Here is a 17836-nt window from a genome sequence, read left to right as displayed (position 1 = left end):
CTTATTGCAAGTTTAAACGTTATGCTTAAACGCTATGACTAAGACACATTTGACCGATAAAAAGTTTTCAGACTTTGCTATCGCACCGGAAGTGGTTGCCGGTTTAACCGAAAATGGGTTTGAATATTGCACACCCATTCAAGCGAAATGCCTACCTTTTATTTGTGAAGGCCGCGATATTGCGGGCCAGGCACAAACAGGTACGGGCAAAACGTTGGCGTTTTTAACTGCCACGTGCCATCGGTTATTACAATCTAGCAAAGCACCTAGTAAACATCCAAGAGCCCTGATCATGGCCCCAACAAGGGAGCTGGCGATTCAGATACACAAAGATGCAAAAATTTTAGCGCCACACTGTAATCTTAACTTAGGTTTAGTATATGGTGGCGAAGATTACGAAAAACAACGTGCACAACTAGAAAAAGGTGTTGATATTTTAATTGGTACCACTGGACGCCTTATCGATTTATATAAACAGGGCTGCTATACCCTGAACGAAATTGAAGTTGTGGTGCTTGATGAGGCAGATCGAATGTTCGATTTAGGCTTCATAAAAGATATCCGTTATATGTTTAGACGTATGCCAGAAGCGTCTGAGCGTTTAAATCTACTATTCTCAGCAACCTTGTCTTATCGTGTTCAGGAATTAGCATTTGAACATATGACTAACCCAGAGCATGTTCAAGTTGAACCTGATGTAAAAACAGGTAAGCGAATTCAAGAAGAGCTATTCCATCCATCACAAGATGACAAAATTAAGTTACTGTTAACATTGATTGAAGAAGAATGGCCAGATAAAGCAATTGTGTTTGCAAACACGAAACACAGTTGTGAGAATGTTTATGCATGGATGAAAGCAGATGGTCACCGAGTTGGTTTATTAACCGGTGATGTAAACCAGAAAAAGCGTCAATCAATTTTGGCTCAATTTACCAAAGGTGATTTAGATTTCTTAGTTGCAACAGATGTTGCTGCCCGTGGTTTACATATCCCAGAAGTAAGTCATGTATTTAATTTTGATTTGCCAGATGATTGTGAAGACTATGTACACCGTATTGGCCGTACTGGACGTGCTGGTGCATCAGGACACGCTATTAGCTTTGCCTGTGAGCAGTATGCCTATAATCTCCACGAAATTGAGCAATATATAGAACACAGCATTCCATTATCACATTATGATAAAAGTGCATTGCTTGATGATTTAACTAAGCCTACTATTCAGAAAAAGCGGAACTATTCTACAGGCCCACGTAATCGTAATAACAACGGACGTCGACCAAATAATAGTTACCAGAAATCGCGGTCGCAATAAACGACCGTTATTGAAGACTTAGTAGTAACTAGAGGTTTTTGAACGGTGGGGCAACTTCAACCGCAAAAAAATGTGTATGCAGTAATCGACTTAGGATCAAATAGCTTTCATATGCTGATCGCTAAATCGATTGCTGGCGGTCTACAAACGATCGGTCGAGTTAAACGTAAAGTAAGGCTTGCTGCAGGGCTTGATGAAAATAACGTCCTAAGCACAGAAGCCATGCAACGAGGCTGGGAATGCTTAGCCTTGTTCGCTGAACGTTTGCAAGACATACCACAGAAAAACATCACAATTGTTGCGACCGCAACTTTACGTCTTGCTATCAATGCTGATGTATTCAAGGAAAAAGCTGAACAGATCCTTGGTCATAAAATCAATGTTATCAGCGGTGAGTTAGAAGCTAAGACAATTTATAAAGGTGTGGCGCATACCTCTGCCTGTAGCGGAAAACAACTCGTTATTGATATCGGTGGGGCAAGTACCGAAGTCGTTATCGGTAAGGGTTTTGATGCATTGCACTATAAAAGCCTGCATATGGGTTGTGTCACCTTTTTAGAGCGCTATTTCAAAGATCAAAAACTCAGCAACGAAAACTTTGCAGCTGCAATTAAAGCTGCCAGTGAAGTCGTTTCAGAAATTGTTGATGAATACCAAGCGAGCGGGTGGCAAATAGCGAGTGGTGCATCGGGTACTGTGCAAGCGATTCAAGAGATCATGGTTGCACAAAATCAAGATGAGCTATTAACTCTCGATAAACTACTCGCCATTAAAGAACAATCAGTGCAATTTGCAACAATTGCTGATCTTGAGCTTCCAGGGTTGAGTGAAGAGCGCCGTTTGGTGTTTGTATCTGGCCTCGCTATTTTAATCGCATTGTTTGAATCGCTAGGTATTAAGCAAATGGGTCTTGCACGCGGTGCCTTGCGTGAAGGTGTTTTATACAGCATGGTGCCAGAACTTCATAACCACGATATTCGTAAGCGTACTGTTGATGGTTTAATGAATCGCTATCATGTTGATCAAAAACAAGCCTGTCGCGTTGCGCAACTTGCAGAGCAACTGGCAAAAAATGTAGCGCAGCAATGGCAATCAATCGATGATAACGCAATAGCATTATTAAGAACGGTAGCAAAACTGCATGAGATTGGCTTGTTAATAGAGTATAAGCTTTATCATAAGCACACAGCTTACATTATAGAAAACACCGATTTGCCAGGTTTCTCACAATCTGAACATAAATTGATAACGGCTGTTGCCAATGAACATCGTGCTGATCTGCTAAAAAACAGCTTTGCTCATTTAGGTTGCCATCAGCAGTTAGCTGAATGTTTAACAAGAGTCTTGCGGATTGCAGTAATCTTATCAATGCGCCGCCAAGATGATGTACTGCCAGCAATCGATCTCAGTGTTAATGAAAACACCCTCACACTGACATTTGATGGTGATTGGTTAAAATATCACCCATTAATGGCCAGTGAGCTGCAACTAGAGTCCAAGCTACAAGCAAAAGTAGGTTGGAAGCTCATAGTAAAATAACGTCAAAAGGCCCTCTGGGGCCTTTTTTAGTATTGTTTTTACGCGTTTCGTTCGTATTTTGCGCGAACAGTCATTTTTTTAATAAAAACTGCAAAAAACAGTTGATCTGAATTCGGATCTCCCTATAATGCGCATCCACCGACACGGCGGACTGCTTACAAAAAAGCAAAACAACGAGTTGGTTGAGTCAAGTAAGACTGAGTTTTGAAAAAATAAACTTTTCTCAAAATTAAGTGTTGACAAAAATAACGGCTTGCGTAGAATGCACAGCCCTTGAGACGCGAAAGTATCTCAAACGTTCTTTAACAATATAAAGCAATCATCTGTGTGGGCACTCGTACAGATTGAGTTCTAACAGCCGATTCTAGTTCGCTAGATGACGCAAACAAATTTAGAGTCTCAATTGAACTGAGTGACCAACGGAAACAAGTTTACTTGTTTCAGCACAGTCAATTCGATATCGAAAGATATCAAAATTCAGAATTCATTGAGCATGTCCTTCGGGACAGAAAAAACTTTTAATTGAAGAGTTTGATCATGGCTCAGATTGAACGCTGGCGGCAGGCCTAACACATGCAAGTCGAGCGGAAACGAAGAGGTGCTTGCACCTCTGGCGTCGAGCGGCGGACGGGTGAGTAATGCTTGGGAATATGCCTTATGGTGGGGGACAACAGTTGGAAACGACTGCTAATACCGCATGATGTCTACGGACCAAAGTGGGGGACCTTCGGGCCTCACGCCATAAGATTAGCCCAAGTGGGATTAGCTAGTTGGTGAGGTAAGGGCTCACCAAGGCGACGATCCCTAGCTGGTTTGAGAGGATGATCAGCCACACTGGGACTGAGACACGGCCCAGACTCCTACGGGAGGCAGCAGTGGGGAATATTGCACAATGGGCGCAAGCCTGATGCAGCCATGCCGCGTGTGTGAAGAAGGCCTTCGGGTTGTAAAGCACTTTCAGTAAGGAGGAAAGGTTAAGTGTTAATAGCACTTAGCTGTGACGTTACTTACAGAAGAAGCACCGGCTAACTCCGTGCCAGCAGCCGCGGTAATACGGAGGGTGCGAGCGTTAATCGGAATTACTGGGCGTAAAGCGTACGCAGGCGGTTTGTTAAGCGAGATGTGAAAGCCCCGGGCTCAACCTGGGAACTGCATTTCGAACTGGCAAACTAGAGTGTGATAGAGGGTGGTAGAATTTCAGGTGTAGCGGTGAAATGCGTAGAGATCTGAAGGAATACCGATGGCGAAGGCAGCCACCTGGGTCAACACTGACGCTCATGTACGAAAGCGTGGGGAGCAAACAGGATTAGATACCCTGGTAGTCCACGCCGTAAACGATGTCTACTAGAAGTTCGGGTCTTCGGACTTGTTTTTCAAAGCTAACGCATTAAGTAGACCGCCTGGGGAGTACGGCCGCAAGGTTAAAACTCAAATGAATTGACGGGGGCCCGCACAAGCGGTGGAGCATGTGGTTTAATTCGATGCAACGCGAAGAACCTTACCTACACTTGACATACAGAGAACTTACCAGAGATGGTTTGGTGCCTTCGGGAACTCTGATACAGGTGCTGCATGGCTGTCGTCAGCTCGTGTTGTGAGATGTTGGGTTAAGTCCCGCAACGAGCGCAACCCCTATCCTTAGTTGCCAGCGATTCGGTCGGGAACTCTAAGGAGACTGCCGGTGATAAACCGGAGGAAGGTGGGGACGACGTCAAGTCATCATGGCCCTTACGTGTAGGGCTACACACGTGCTACAATGGCGCATACAGAGTGCTGCGAACCTGCGAGGGTAAGCGAATCACTTAAAGTGCGTCGTAGTCCGGATTGGAGTCTGCAACTCGACTCCATGAAGTCGGAATCGCTAGTAATCGCATATCAGAATGATGCGGTGAATACGTTCCCGGGCCTTGTACACACCGCCCGTCACACCATGGGAGTGGGTTGCTCCAGAAGTGGATAGTCTAACCTTCGGGAGGACGTTCACCACGGAGTGATTCATGACTGGGGTGAAGTCGTAACAAGGTAGCCCTAGGGGAACCTGGGGCTGGATCACCTCCTTATACGATTTAGAACTTATTTGTTCGTAGTGTCCACACAGATGATTGTTAGTTAGCTAAACCGCTTGGTTTAACTAATTAATATGCTCTTTAAAAATTTGGAAAGCTGATATTAAAATTCTTATAGATATTCGTATCTATAAAGAGTTTTCAAAAGTAAAAAATATGCCATTAATCGAAAGATTAATTGGTATCTACTTTAGTATTCTCATCATTATTTGATGAATTAACTTCTGGCGAAGTTAACAGCTGTCACTAACAAAGACCCGTTTGGGTTGTATGGTTAAGTGACTAAGCGTACACGGTGGATGCCTTGGCAGTTGGAGGCGATGAAGGACGTATTAACTTGCGATAAGCCTAGTCAAGCTAGTAAAAAGCGCTTGAGACTAGGATTTCCGAATGGGGAAACCCACCTGCTTGCAGGTATCGTTAACTGAATACATAGGTTAACGAGGCGAACGCGGAGAACTGAAACATCTAAGTACCCGTAGGAACAGAAATCAACCGAGATTCCGGAAGTAGCGGCGAGCGAAACCGGACCAGCCCTTAAGCTTATTATGTGTTAGTGAAACATTCTGGAAAGTTTGACGATACAGGGTGATAGTCCCGTACACGAAAATGCATCTTAAGTGAAATCGAGTAGGTCGGAGCACGTGAAACTTTGACTGAATATAGGTGGACCATCATCTAAGGCTAAATACTCCCAACTGACCGATAGTGAACCAGTACCGTGAGGGAAAGGCGAAAAGAACCCCTGTGAGGGGAGTGAAATAGAACCTGAAACCGTGTACGTACAAGCAGTAGGAGCCCTTCGAGGGTGACTGCGTACCTTTTGTATAATGGGTCAGCGACTTATATTTTGTAGCGAGGTTAACCGATTAGGGTAGCCGTAGTGAAAGCGAGCGTTAACTGCGCGTTTAGTTGCAAGGTATAGACCCGAAACCCGGTGATCTAGCCATGGGCAGGTTGAAGGTTGAGTAACATCAACTGGAGGACCGAACCCACTAACGTTGAAAAGTTAGGGGATGACCTGTGGCTAGGAGTGAAAGGCTAATCAAACCGGGAGATAGCTGGTTCTCCCCGAAATCTATTTAGGTAGAGCCTCGGACGAATACTTACGGGGGTAGAGCACTGTTAAGGCTAGGGGGTCATCCCGACTTACCAACCCTTTGCAAACTCCGAATACCGTAAAGTACTATCCGGGAGACACACGGCGGGTGCTAACGTCCGTCGTGAAGAGGGAAACAACCCAGACCGCCAGCTAAGGTCCCAAAGTCATAGTTAAGTGGGAAACGATGTGGAAAGGCCCAGACAGCCAGGAGGTTGGCTTAGAAGCAGCCATCCTTTAAAGAAAGCGTAATAGCTCACTGGTCGAGTCGGTCTGCGCGGAAGATGTAACGGGGCTAAACTATGCACCGAAGCTGCGGATTCAAACTTTGTTTGAGTGGTAGGGGAGCGTTCTGTAAGCCGTTGAAGGTGTACCGGGAGGTATGCTGGAGGTATCAGAAGTGCGAATGCTGACATGAGTAACGATAATGCGGGTGAAAAACCCGCACGCCGGAAGACCAAGGGTTCCTATCCCATGTTAATCAGGGTAGGGTAAGTCGACCCCTAAGGCGAGGCCGAAAGGCGTAGTCGATGGGAAACGGGTTAATATTCCCGTACTTGGTATAATTGCGATGGGGGGACGGAGCAGGCTAAACAAGCATGGCGTTGGTTGTCCATGTGAAAGTGAGTAGGTTGAGAGTTTAGGAAAATCCGGACTCTTAAGACTGAGACACGAGACGAGCACCCAAGGGTGTGAAGTTGTTGATGCCATACTTCCAGGAAAAGCCTCTAAGCTTCAGATTATACCGAATCGTACCCCAAACCGACACAGGTGGTCAGGTAGAGAATACTAAGGCGCTTGAGAGAACTCGGGTGAAGGAACTAGGCAAAATCGTACCGTAACTTCGGGAGAAGGTACGCTCCTATCTGTGATGAGACTTGCTCTCTAAGCGGACGGGAGCCGCAGTGACCAGGTGGCTGGGACTGTTTATTAAAAACACAGCACTGTGCAAAATCGCAAGATGACGTATACGGTGTGACACCTGCCCGGTGCCGGAAGGTTAATTGATGGGGTTAGTTTTCGGACGAAGCTCTTGATCGAAGCCCCGGTAAACGGCGGCCGTAACTATAACGGTCCTAAGGTAGCGAAATTCCTTGTCGGGTAAGTTCCGACCTGCACGAATGGTGTAACCATGGCCACGCTGTCTCCACCCGAGACTCAGTGAAATTGAAATCGCAGTGAAGATGCTGTGTACCCGCGGCTAGACGGAAAGACCCCGTGAACCTTTACTACAGCTTGGCACTGAACATTGAACCTACATGTGTAGGATAGGTGGGAGGCTTTGAAGCAGAGACGCTAGTCTTTGTGGAGCCGTCCTTGAAATACCACCCTTGTAGTTTTGATGTTCTAACGTTGGCCCCTAATCGGGGTTACGGACAGTGCCTGGTGGGTAGTTTGACTGGGGCGGTCTCCTCCCAAAGAGTAACGGAGGAGCACGAAGGTTGGCTAAGTACGGTCGGACATCGTACGGTTAGTGTAATGGTAGAAGCCAGCTTAACTGCGAGACAGACACGTCGAGCAGGTACGAAAGTAGGTCATAGTGATCCGGTGGTTCTGAATGGAAGGGCCATCGCTCAACGGATAAAAGGTACTCCGGGGATAACAGGCTGATACCGCCCAAGAGTTCATATCGACGGCGGTGTTTGGCACCTCGATGTCGGCTCATCACATCCTGGGGCTGAAGTCGGTCCCAAGGGTATGGCTGTTCGCCATTTAAAGTGGTACGCGAGCTGGGTTTAGAACGTCGTGAGACAGTTCGGTCCCTATCTGCCGTGGGCGTTTGAGAATTGAGAGGGGTTGCTCCTAGTACGAGAGGACCGGAGTGAACGAACCGCTGGTGTTCGGGTTGTCATGCCAATGGCACTGCCCGGTAGCTACGTTCGGAACTGATAAGCGCTGAAAGCATCTAAGCGCGAAGCAGGCCTCGAGATGAGTTCTCACTAGACTTTTAAAGTCTCTGAAGGGCCGTTGAAGACTACAACGTTGATAGGCAGGATGTGGAAGTGGTGCGAGCCATTAAGCTAACCTGTACTAATTACCCGTGAGGCTTAACCATACAACGCCAAACGCGTTTTGTGACAGCGTAACAGACAGAAGTTAAGAAACTAAAGTAGACATTTACTTGATATCAGAATTCCAGATTTTAGTTGATTGCTAAAGCGATTAACGACCCAAATTTGCTTGGTGACAATAGCGTTTTGGACCCACCTGACCCCATGCCGAACTCAGTAGTGAAACGAAACAGCGCCGATGATAGTGTGGCATTTGCCATGTGAAAGTAGGACATTGCCAGGCTCCAAATTAAAGAAAGCCCGATTCGAAAGAGTCGGGCTTTTTTGCGTTTGGAGCTGTCAGCTTTCAGCCGTCAGATAATAGATGTCAGCTGAGCGGTGGGGGTGTTTAGTGAAGAGTCTCCCTCAGCAACAAAACCTTGTAGGAGGCACGTCAGTGCCGTATCTAGACCTTAACCAACACATTCATGGCTAAAGCCATTCCTACAACTACACTTTGCCTAGAGCCTAGAGCCTAGAGCCTTTATGACTTTACACTCGCAACTTGCTAACTAAAAAAGCCCATACTCTTCGGTTTCTTCTGCCTCGTGGCGCATTAGGTGTTCTGGACGGAAGATGGCGCTTGGGTCTAATAATAAGCTGTGTTTATGCTTCATTTTAATTAGTCCGCGCATCATGTTTTTAGTTTGCGGGTCAACATCAAAACCAACAGAGGTTAATTGATCTAGCGGTTTAATGTCTTCTTTCTTAACGTTGATGCTGTCTTCTACTTTGTCGACTAATAAGCCTATATGTGGCGTAACGCCATCTTTAGTAGTGAAGATGATTATTGGCTTATAATCAAGAATGATCTGTTCACGTGCCGATTCAAATAGTCTAATAAGCTGATTGAATGTTTGGCGCTTTTTCTCTGCAAATAAGCTAATGACTTTGTCGTGAGGTTGGCTTTTTTGCAATTCTAATAACTCACCAGCCATGGCATGTAATTCGCGGTGTGGCTTATCGAACTTAGCTAATATACTTTTTAAGTCTTCATTATCTGTTTCGAAGTTATTATACCAACGACCAAAAGCACATTTATCTGGATCAGTGGCTTTTGTAAAAGGCGCGCCAGTAACTAAGCTATTTTCTAAGGCATCTAGCCAATCTAAGTGGTCTTTTTCTCTTTCAACTAAAAGGTCAGATAACTCGGCATTGGTTTCTTTGGTGGAGTGATTGTTTAATACAATTCCTAAATCAAAAATAGGCGTAGGAGTTTCCATGTAATCTTTAACCCCAATGAAGCTTTTATTTTCATTTGGCAAAGACGTGAGATTTCCTTCGTAACGCTCAGTTAGAAGAATATCGAGAATTTTTAGTGAAATGGTCTTTTGCCCAACTCGAAAATTAATCAGATCCATATTTCCCTCAAAGCCTTGTTAAGTCTCTATAGCATAGAACATTATTGTATTTTAGTCGTAGTTTAACCTAATTACTTTTAAAATATGAGCGGTAGATTTTTTTGTTATTTCCTGCGGAGTGGGTGTTAAATAAATCAGCGAAATCAGACGTGTCAGTAAACAAACGATTTAATTCGGTAAGTAAGCATTGATTGTTTAATGGTGTTGGACATTTCTTGGCAGCGCTAACCAATGCAACGGCATTCAAATAACCTTCAAAAATAATTCTATTTGCACTAGTGTGATATGGCTCGATATCTTCAATAAACTGCTTACACCAAGAGTTTTTACAGTTATTTGGGTCGGGAACCACTTCGGTGACCATAATGTTGGCGGGTTGTTTGACACGCTTGTATAAATCATGACTGGAAACGAAAGACACAGAAGTATAGTCAGGGTTGAAGCCTTGTTTGTTTGCTGCATTAATAAATTCAGCGAGAGGCTCGTAGGTGCCAACTAAACAAATTGCGGTTGCATTACTTTCCTTTAACAGAGTTAATGCCTTAGAGATATCCTGACTATTACGCTTAAATCGAGCAACTTCTACTGGCTTAATTCCATGTATTTTTAGTGCGTTAACCAGGTTGCTCTCAACCATATAACCAAATTCATCAGCCTGGATCATTAGCCCAATTTTTTCATGCTTTTGCTCTTTGATTAAATAGTTAATTTGCTCAATCGCTTCATCTTGGTAGCTGGCACGGAGGTTAAATACATTTGGCATTGAACTGTTATGTAAAAAGTCAGCGCCCGTAAATGGCATTAGAAATGGAATGCGGTGCCTATCTAGCAGGGGTTTAATTGCATGGGCTGTCGGTGTTCCCATTGAGCCAAAAATTGCATGGATCTTTTGGTCAAATAAAAACTCGCGGGTATTCACTACGGCATTTTTTGGCTCATAGCCATCATCAGCTAATATTAGATCGATACTTTGCCCATTAATACCGTTTTCTTTGTTAATTTTATTGAAGTAAATATTACTGCCAAGCGCTAGTTGTTCGCCTATTTGCTTAGCAGGTCCAGTCAGTGCTGTAGACATGCCAAGTTTAATAGTTGGTTGTTTAAGCTCAGCGAAAGCGAACTGAGATAGCAGTAAGGTATATATACAGAAACACTTAATGGCTGTTATTTTGAAGAGATTTATAGTGAGCATACCAACCTTGCACTGCGGTTTTGAACTTTAAGTCTAAGTCTTTTTTACCTGTAAAACCGGCTTCTTCGATCAAGCTATTTACAGAGGTTTGCTGTAATACTAGTCGAATTAGGATGAATTTTGTATTTTCATCTAATAAATTTAGACTAATTGGTGTGCACCAAATCATTTGCCATAGCAATGGCTGTACTTGAAAGTGGTTAATATCGCTTGTTAAGAGCCGTTCTGCTCTTTCATTTAAGCCTTCAGGACAGTCACTTCTAGGGAGGCCTTTAAATAGTTCCATAATAAGCTGCCAAGGAAGTGAGCTAAAATGGCTGAGTAGTTGCAAAGAGAGGTCTTGTTTAAATTCTTCAATGAATTGTGCAGCTCTATCTTTGCTTTGCTCATCTAAAGTTTTCATCACTAAGGCAGCATGTTCCGCGGTCGCTTTATCGTGACTAAATCCAAGTTTAACAACATTAAAGCCATTACTTTGCCAAAACTTAACTAAAGCAGCGTTTGCCCCAAAGCTGGCTCCGAAATAACTACAATCTTTTAATTGGTTCTCACAAAAGTTTAATAGGGCTGAACCTATACCTTGTTGATGGGACTCTGGTGCGACCGCTATTCTTACCACTCTCGCTGAGCGTTTACACAAATCTTCTGTATTTCGGCTCAATTGAGTCAGAGTTTGCGCCATTAAATGACCATGTGGTCGACGTTTTCCTTTTATTACTTGCTCTGCGATTTCTGCTGTTAAGCCACCCTCAATAGCAATTAAGCAAACGGCTTTTAACGCATTTTCTTGTTTACAGATAGATAGCTGTAACTCAGGGGCATCAAGCAATTGGCGTAAGTCGTTAACCGTGGTTTGGTAATGAGCCAACGCCAATAGCGCCATAATTTGGCTAAGTAGCTGCTCATCATCAATAAGTTGTTCTTTGCTTATATTTTCAAATTTGTATGCTTCACTACTTTGTGTGTCTAGGTACTTTGCATCGAGTAGTAATAGTTCACGTATGATATTTTCTAGCGGATCATGGTTGGCAAAACGAATTGGTTCGCCCAAAGTAATTGTCTTTAGTGATTTAAATTGGCTACGTAAATAATGTAAAAAGCGTAACGTGTAACCACGCCCATTCCCTTCATAACCAATCATAGTGCTAGCAAATACGATTCGTGGGTAATTTTTCAGGATCTGCAATAACATTGGTACAGGAATAGCGGCAGCTTCATCGACAAATAGCAGATCACAGTCTGGTTTTTCGTTTAACAGTGTATCTGGCGCAACATAGCTGAGGTTAGCTAGTTGTTTACAGTTTTGTTCTTTGCTGATACCAAGCTTAGCGGCTAAATGTTTAAAGCTTGTTTGTACGGCTTTAGCTTGTGTTGCACAAATAAGGATTTTCTTATCTTGAAGATTTGCTGCTGCAAGCCCTAAAGCGGCTGACTTACCACGACCTCGATCTGCACTAATAACTAAAGGTCGATTAGCGCGCCCTGTCGCGGTTTTAATTATTTGCTCTACACATAGCTGTTGTTGCTGATAGTTTATCTCAGCAGTTGCTGGCGATACCGGCTGGTAAGCTGGGAGAGAATGCTGAGTTAAATAATGTGGCTGCAACTTTAGCTTGGCGAAAAAACGCTGATTAAAAAAACTGTGTGTAATCTCTTCGCCATAGGAGGTAATACTCCTTAGTGCAGGGTCTTGCCAATGACTGTCATTGGGCAGTAATAATATCAGTACACCACCTGCTTTTACGGTACCTGCAAGCGCTGCTAGTTTATCGACATATAAGCCGCTAAAACCATCAAAAATTGCGTGCTGAAACTCTTGGCCAAGAATTTGGTGAGCATGTTTTGGAAACTCACTACTCACTAATTGTGAGCTACTGCTGAAAACATAGCTATTTTTAAGCACTAGTTGGCTAGCAAACTGATAGCACCAAGTTTCGCTTCCTTGCACTATGACAAGCTGGCGATGCTTTGCAATCGTCAGCTCGTTGCACAGTGCTGTTATATACTCATTATAAGGCTTGAAGTCTTGCATACTGTGTTACAAGCCATTTGCTGCCTAAGTCATCAAAGTTCACTTGAATACGTGACTGTGCGCCGCTACCCTCGTAATTGAGTACGGTCCCTGCACCAAACTTGGCGTGCAATACACGTTGTCCTAAGTTAAAGCCGCTATCTTCAAATGCTGCATGCGTCACTGATGGACTAAAGCGACCTGCCGCAGGTGGCCTTGAGACCTGGGTTTTAATACGAATTTCTTCGATACAGTCTTCAGGCATTTCACGTAAAAAGCGTGATGGACTATGGTATTTTTCTTGTCCGTATAAACGGCGACTTTCCGCGTGGCTAATGTATAGTTTTTCCATTGCGCGAGTCATACCTACATAGCACAAGCGGCGTTCTTCTTCTAAACGGCCAGATTCTTCATTACTTTGCTGTGACGGGAACATGCCTTCTTCAACACCGACCATAAATACCAGCGGGAACTCTAAGCCTTTTGCTGAGTGCAGGGTCATCATTTGAACCGCGTCTTCGTGCTCATCGGCTTGGCCCTCGCCTGATTCTAGTGAGGTATAAGCCAAAAAGCCCTGTAGTGGCGAGCTGAATTCTTCATCTTCCGGTAGTTCATATTGGCCACACGCACTAATAAGCTCTTCTAAGTTTTCTACGCGAGCACGGCCTTTTTCACCTTTTTCAGCTTGATACATAGCCATTAACCCAGAAGTTTGAATGGCGTATTTAGCTTGCTCTTCTAAGGTCAGATCGCTGATTTTATCTTCGATATGTTCAACAAGTTCTAAGAACTTAGTGACTGCACTCGCTGCTCGGCCAGATAAGTGCTGTTGCTCTACAATTGCTTTTGCGGCATACCAAAGCGGCAGTGACTCATTCCGCGCGCAATCACGAATGTGGCTTAACGTTTTATCACCAATGCCGCGTGCTGGGGTGTTAATAACACGCTCGAAAGCGGCATCATCTTGGCGGTTACCGACTAAACGTAAATACGAAAGTGCATCTTTGATCTCTTGGCGTTCGAAGAAGCGCATACCACCGTATATGCGGTATTTTAAGCCTTCTTGCAACATTGCTTCCTCGAGTACACGAGATTGCGCGTTGTTACGGTATAAAATGGCGGCGTCTTGTAATGCATTACCTGCATTTAGCCAGCTACGTAGCTTACTGCTAACAAAGCGTGCTTCGTCTAATTCATTAAAAGCGGCATAAACAGAAATAGGCTCACCATCATTGCCGTCTGTCCAAAGGCTTTTGCCCATGCGTTCAGCATTGTTTTTGATCAGCGCATTTGACGCTTTCAAAATGGTTGCTGTTGAGCGGTAATTTTGTTCAAGGCGAATGGTTTCGGCTTCGAAGTCAGTTAAAAAGCGTTTGATATTCTCAATTTTTGCGCCACGCCAGCCATAAATACTTTGGTCATCATCACCTACGATCATAATACTATTCGTATTACCCGCGAGTAATTTTAGCCAAGCATATTGAATAGTATTGGTATCCTGAAACTCGTCTACCAGCATGTGGGCAAAACGCTGTTGATAGTGACGTAAAAGTGTCGGATGATTCTTAAGTACTTCGTAGCAGCGTAGCAGTATTTCTGCAAAGTCGACTAAACCAGCGCGGTCACAAGCCTCTTGATACGCAGCATAGACTTTCAACATCATTTGCTCGTTAATATCGTAGGCTTGAATGTCTTTAGGACGTAGGCCTTCATCTTTTTTCGCACTGATATACCAGCCAAACTGTTTTGCAGGCCACTTTTTGTCATCGATGTTCATCGCTTTAAGCAAGCGTTTGATCATACGTTGTTGATCATCAGAATCTAAGATTTGAAAGCTTTCAGGCAAGTTCGCTTCACGGTGATGGGCGCGCAAAATACGATGAGATAAGCCATGGAAAGTACCAATCCACATACCACCAACCGGTGCTTTTAACGTTTCTTCTACACGGGTGCGCATTTCTTTCGCGGCTTTGTTAGTGAACGTTACCGCAAAGATGCTATATGCAGAAGCTTGCTCAACTTGCATAAGCCATGCGATGCGATGAACAAGTACTCGAGTTTTACCAGAACCCGCACCTGCAAGTACTAGCATGTTTTGCAATGGGGCTGCGACTGCATCCCGTTGTTTGTCATTTAAGCCATCGAGTAATTCAGAAACGTCCATCGTTACGCCTTTTCAATCTATAATGAGTGGAGTATAACAGGTGTTTATGCAAGGCTAAATAAAATACTGTTTTTATAAACAGCTATTTTGGCAAGTCATTAAAATTGTAAATAAAAATTGTGAATTTGACCGATTTTTAGCAAAAAGAACTAAAATCAAAAAAACGCTATTTTTTAACGCTTTGATTTGTAAGCCATAATAAGTTGGCATAAAGTATGTTTACTAAAAGTATAATCATTAAAAACTATAGAGGTTAGTATGGCAGAGCAAGGTTCTGGCGGTAATGTAATCGCAGCAATATGTAATATCTTTTTTCCTGGTTTAGGGCAATTGGTACAAGGTCGTTTAATGGCGGCTATTGCATTCTTTTTAGCATGGGTTATTAGTGGTGCACTAATTTATGTGGCAGTTGGTTTTATTTTACTGCCAATCGTATACCTATGGGCGATTATTGATGCTGCACGCTTCAAATCGCGACTCTAGCTATTTAAATAGCACAAACACGAGCGCCACTTAGGCGCTCGTGTTGTTTTAAGGTTGCAAAACTCGCCACGTTTAGCTGCAAACGGTATAATTAGCAGATAATGTATTATGAGTACCCTCCATGGAATATCAATTTATCCGCGACCCTATTAGCGGTTTACGCATTAAAATTTCTTCTGAACATGCCATCATAGGCCGTTGGCTAAACGAAGAAGTTGGTAAAGAAAAAATAGCGATGGTGCAAGCTTTGATCGCTGCGGTTAACAGCTGCCATGAGCCTTTAACCTTACAAGGTCAAGAAATTGATTTGATCTTAAGTAAAGACGAAGCATTATTCGAAGCACATGCATTACATCAAGATAATGAAGACTTAGTTGCCTACCAAGATGATGATTTAATGCTTGAAGAAGAAGGCCTGTGCAGTGGCTGCGGCTTTGAAGACTTTGTTGATTTAATTGAATCTTGGCAAGAATTTACACAAGGCCGATAAGCAGAAGCATGTTCTGCTTATCCCTTGCTAATTTATTGTTCGCTCACTGATTTAACAGCTGCTAGTAATAAATCCTCTGTTAAACGTACTTTGTAATTTGGGTTAGCATATTGAAAATGAACTAACCCATTTGTGTCGATTACAAACACTGCAGGTACTGGTAACGCTACTTTCGCTTCACCATCCAGCGACACAAAGTTAACCCCAAGCTTATTGCGGTAAATCTTTGCTGTTTTGTCATCTAAGTAAAATGCTAAACCTAACGTTTGCGCCAAAGTGAGGCTGTCGTCAGAAAGCAATTGATAGCTAGGAGCTGTAATTTTTGTTTCAGCAAGTTTTTCAGGACTGTCTGGCGAAACGGCAATTAATTGCGCATCTAAATTAGCTAATTCTTTCTCTATTTTTTGTACGCTGGCCAATTGTTTTGAACAATATGGACACCAGCCACCACGATAAACAATCAGCACTGTGGTTTTTTCTTTAAAGCGCTCACTTAATGAGACGGTTTTGCCGTATTGGTCTTTTAATTCAACATTTGGCACCGCTAATCCTGGTAATAATGGACTGACTTGCTCTGCAGATTCGGCAATATTAGAGGCAGTTGCAGCAACAACTTGGCTTGATAGCACAAACAGTGCGCTAATAAGTAGAGATTTAAACATGGGCTTCCTCGGTTATTTTTATCAACTGCAAAGATGACCTGATTGTTGCGGTATTTATTTCATCTTTACTGTAATATATAGGCAAATAAAAAATGCAAGTTGGGATAAAAAATGTCTGCTAATTTACAAAAACTCGTTGTCATGCTCGAGATGCAAAATGCGATGAATACCAAAGTACATGAGCAATGGTTTAGCCAAGGTTTTGAATGGTATCGTGCAATTTGGGTTGAGTGTGCTGAAATGCTTGATCACTATGGTTGGAAGTGGTGGAAGAAACAAACTCCAGATACTGAACAAGTTATTTTAGAGTTAGTTGATATTTTCCATTTCGGTTTATCTTTACGTATCGATGGTGAAACCAGCTATGAGCAGTTAGCAGCACAACTTGAAGCAGAGTTAAGTGCGCCAGTTCAAGCTGATGACTTTAAACAAACACTCGAATTATTAGCTGCTTCAGCTGTCGCTGAAAAGAGCTTTAATGCTGCTGCATTTGCTGGTTGTATGGCACAAATCGGTATGGATATCGACGATTTATACCGTGGTTACGTAGGTAAAAACACTTTGAATTTTTTCCGCCAAGATCATGGCTACAAAGACGGTAGTTATATCAAAGTGTGGAACGGTCAAGAAGATAATGAGCACCTAGTTGAAGTGGTAAAAAGCCTAGATACAGAGCACGCGGATTTCGCAAAGCTTGTATACCAAGGCTTAGAGCAGCGTTACCCTAAATAAACGTGTTTATGCTCATTTTATAACGGGCATAAACTCTCGAAAATCGATGGTCGATAAAAAGCCATCGAACTGCTTGTGCGGTTGCTGACTATCTGGGTTGGCAACCGCAAGAATATGACCAATACCAAACTCTTTTGCCGCATCGAGTACTGCCGGGCTGTCATCCACAAATAAAGTCCGTTCCTTATCAAACTGCCATTCTTGGTGTACTTGTTGCCATAATGGTTGATGCTCTTTACTCACGCCATATTGGTGAGTTGAGATCACGCCATCTAAGTAGTTATCAATCGCAGTTAGTTCAAACTTTAACATGGCACAATCTGGGTGTGCGTTAGTGAGCATGATCAATTGCTTGCCTGCTTTTCTTAGTTCCGTTAGAAATGGCGGAACATCTTCACGAATTCTGATTAAATGTTGAATGTCACGTTTTAACGCCATAATTGGTAAGTCAAGTTGCTGTTGCCAATAATCTAAGCAGTACCAATTAATTTGTCCGTGAACTTGTTGATAACGGTGCAAAATGTCAGCTTTTGCTTCGTCTAAACTGATTTTATGTTTATGCGCATATTGCTCGGGAATAACAGTAAGCCAAAAGTAATTATCAAAATGCAAATCGAGTAGGGTGCCATCCATATCTAACAACACAGTATCGATTTTTGACCAATTTAACATAG

At 43.2% G+C, this 17836-nt stretch carries 11 protein-coding genes and 3 rRNA genes; 8 read left to right on the top strand and 6 right to left on the bottom strand.

Translation table 11 applies throughout. The features are described 5' to 3' along the window. Positions 1–34 precede the first annotated feature (34 nt). The 5 genes from rhlB (at position 35) to rrf (ending at position 8311) form a co-directional block, all read left to right on the top strand. A complete protein-coding gene (rhlB, locus tag EVU92_RS03475; RefSeq protein ID WP_130050027.1) occupies positions 35–1312 on the top strand; it encodes an ATP-dependent RNA helicase RhlB in 1278 nt (425 codons plus the stop codon). A gap of 45 nt (positions 1313–1357) precedes the next feature. Continuing rightward, entirely contained in the window at positions 1358–2851 is a 1494-nt protein-coding gene (gene gppA, locus EVU92_RS03470; protein WP_130050026.1) for a guanosine-5'-triphosphate,3'-diphosphate diphosphatase, read from the top strand. 519 nt (positions 2852–3370) lie between these two features. Beyond that, positions 3371–4911 (top strand): 16S ribosomal RNA (locus EVU92_RS03465). 278 nt (positions 4912–5189) lie between these two features. Then, positions 5190–8072, top strand: a 23S ribosomal RNA gene (locus EVU92_RS03460). A 124-nt stretch (positions 8073–8196) separates the two neighbouring features. Continuing rightward, positions 8197–8311 (top strand): 5S ribosomal RNA (gene rrf, locus EVU92_RS03455). The 16S, 23S and 5S rRNA genes sit together here, the layout of an rRNA operon. A gap of 268 nt (positions 8312–8579) precedes the next feature. On the opposite strand, the gene EVU92_RS03450 is transcribed toward rrf, so the two are convergent. From EVU92_RS03450 to uvrD, 4 genes are all read right to left on the bottom strand, one after another. Then, entirely contained in the window at positions 8580–9428 is an 849-nt protein-coding gene (locus tag EVU92_RS03450) for a CZB domain-containing protein (protein WP_130050025.1), read from the bottom strand. Positions 9429–9495: 67 nt separating this feature from the next. Further along, positions 9496–10620 carry an ABC transporter substrate-binding protein gene (locus tag EVU92_RS03445; RefSeq protein WP_130050024.1) on the bottom strand — a complete coding sequence of 375 codons (1125 nt, stop codon included), beginning with the start codon at positions 10618–10620 and terminating at the stop codon, positions 9496–9498. Beyond that, on the bottom strand, positions 10583–12652 hold the full coding sequence (locus tag EVU92_RS03440) for a GNAT family N-acetyltransferase (protein ID WP_130050023.1): 2070 nt from the start codon (positions 12650–12652) through the stop codon (positions 10583–10585). The genes EVU92_RS03445 and EVU92_RS03440 overlap by 38 nt, the downstream gene beginning before the upstream one ends. Then, complete coding sequence (gene uvrD, locus EVU92_RS03435) at positions 12630–14795, bottom strand: DNA helicase II (protein ID WP_054563945.1); 2166 nt, start codon at positions 14793–14795, stop codon at positions 12630–12632. Before uvrD ends, EVU92_RS03440 begins: the two co-directional genes overlap by 23 nt. Positions 14796–15053: 258 nt before the next feature. Between uvrD and EVU92_RS03430 the strand changes: the two genes are divergently transcribed. Further along, positions 15054–15278, top strand: coding sequence for a hypothetical protein (locus EVU92_RS03430; RefSeq protein WP_054554878.1), 225 nt, complete (start codon positions 15054–15056; stop codon positions 15276–15278). Between the two features lie 121 nt (positions 15279–15399). Further along, on the top strand, positions 15400–15768 hold the full coding sequence (locus EVU92_RS03425) for a YacL family protein (protein WP_130050022.1): 369 nt from the start codon (positions 15400–15402) through the stop codon (positions 15766–15768). A 32-nt stretch (positions 15769–15800) separates the two neighbouring features. Here the strand turns inward: EVU92_RS03425 and EVU92_RS03420 are convergent, their stop codons facing one another. Further along, entirely contained in the window at positions 15801–16430 is a 630-nt protein-coding gene (locus EVU92_RS03420) for a peroxiredoxin-like family protein (RefSeq protein WP_130050021.1), read from the bottom strand. A 111-nt stretch (positions 16431–16541) separates the two neighbouring features. Here EVU92_RS03420 and EVU92_RS03415 point away from each other — a divergent pair, with 111 nt between their 5' ends. Beyond that, positions 16542–17162 carry a dUTP diphosphatase gene (locus tag EVU92_RS03415; protein ID WP_055199370.1) on the top strand — a complete coding sequence of 207 codons (621 nt, stop codon included), beginning with the start codon at positions 16542–16544 and terminating at the stop codon, positions 17160–17162. A gap of 12 nt (positions 17163–17174) precedes the next feature. Here the strand turns inward: EVU92_RS03415 and yrfG are convergent, their stop codons facing one another. Continuing rightward, positions 17175–17834 (bottom strand): GMP/IMP nucleotidase, encoded by a 660-nt coding sequence (gene yrfG / locus EVU92_RS03410; protein WP_130050020.1) that lies wholly within the window; start codon positions 17832–17834, stop codon positions 17175–17177. Between the last annotated feature and the right edge of the window lie 2 nt (positions 17835–17836).

The sequence above is a fragment of the Pseudoalteromonas sp. MEBiC 03485 genome (assembly GCF_004195145.1).
Lineage (GTDB): Bacteria > Pseudomonadota > Gammaproteobacteria > Enterobacterales > Alteromonadaceae > Pseudoalteromonas > Pseudoalteromonas apostichopi.
The sequence above is the reverse complement of the archived record's forward strand: the minus strand, read 5'-3'. Positions and strand labels throughout refer to the sequence as shown.

What these genes read in the sequence shown, in the direction of transcription:
- EVU92_RS03445 (WP_130050024.1), bottom strand. Translation starts at nt 10,620, where the DNA reads ATGCTCACTATAAATCTCTTCAAAATAACAGCCATTAAGTGTTTCTGT.
- EVU92_RS03425 (WP_130050022.1), top strand. Translation starts at nt 15,400, where the DNA reads ATGGAATATCAATTTATCCGCGACCCTATTAGCGGTTTACGCATTAAA.
- rhlB (WP_130050027.1), top strand. Translation starts at nt 35, where the DNA reads ATGACTAAGACACATTTGACCGATAAAAAGTTTTCAGACTTTGCTATC.
- EVU92_RS03440 (WP_130050023.1), bottom strand. Translation starts at nt 12,652, where the DNA reads ATGCAAGACTTCAAGCCTTATAATGAGTATATAACAGCACTGTGCAAC.
- EVU92_RS03420 (WP_130050021.1), bottom strand. Translation starts at nt 16,430, where the DNA reads ATGTTTAAATCTCTACTTATTAGCGCACTGTTTGTGCTATCAAGCCAA.
- yrfG (WP_130050020.1), bottom strand. Translation starts at nt 17,834, where the DNA reads ATGTTAAATTGGTCAAAAATCGATACTGTGTTGTTAGATATGGATGGC.
- EVU92_RS03415 (WP_055199370.1), top strand. Translation starts at nt 16,542, where the DNA reads ATGTCTGCTAATTTACAAAAACTCGTTGTCATGCTCGAGATGCAAAAT.
- EVU92_RS03450 (WP_130050025.1), bottom strand. Translation starts at nt 9,428, where the DNA reads ATGGATCTGATTAATTTTCGAGTTGGGCAAAAGACCATTTCACTAAAA.
- uvrD (WP_054563945.1), bottom strand. Translation starts at nt 14,795, where the DNA reads ATGGACGTTTCTGAATTACTCGATGGCTTAAATGACAAACAACGGGAT.
- EVU92_RS03430 (WP_054554878.1), top strand. Translation starts at nt 15,054, where the DNA reads ATGGCAGAGCAAGGTTCTGGCGGTAATGTAATCGCAGCAATATGTAAT.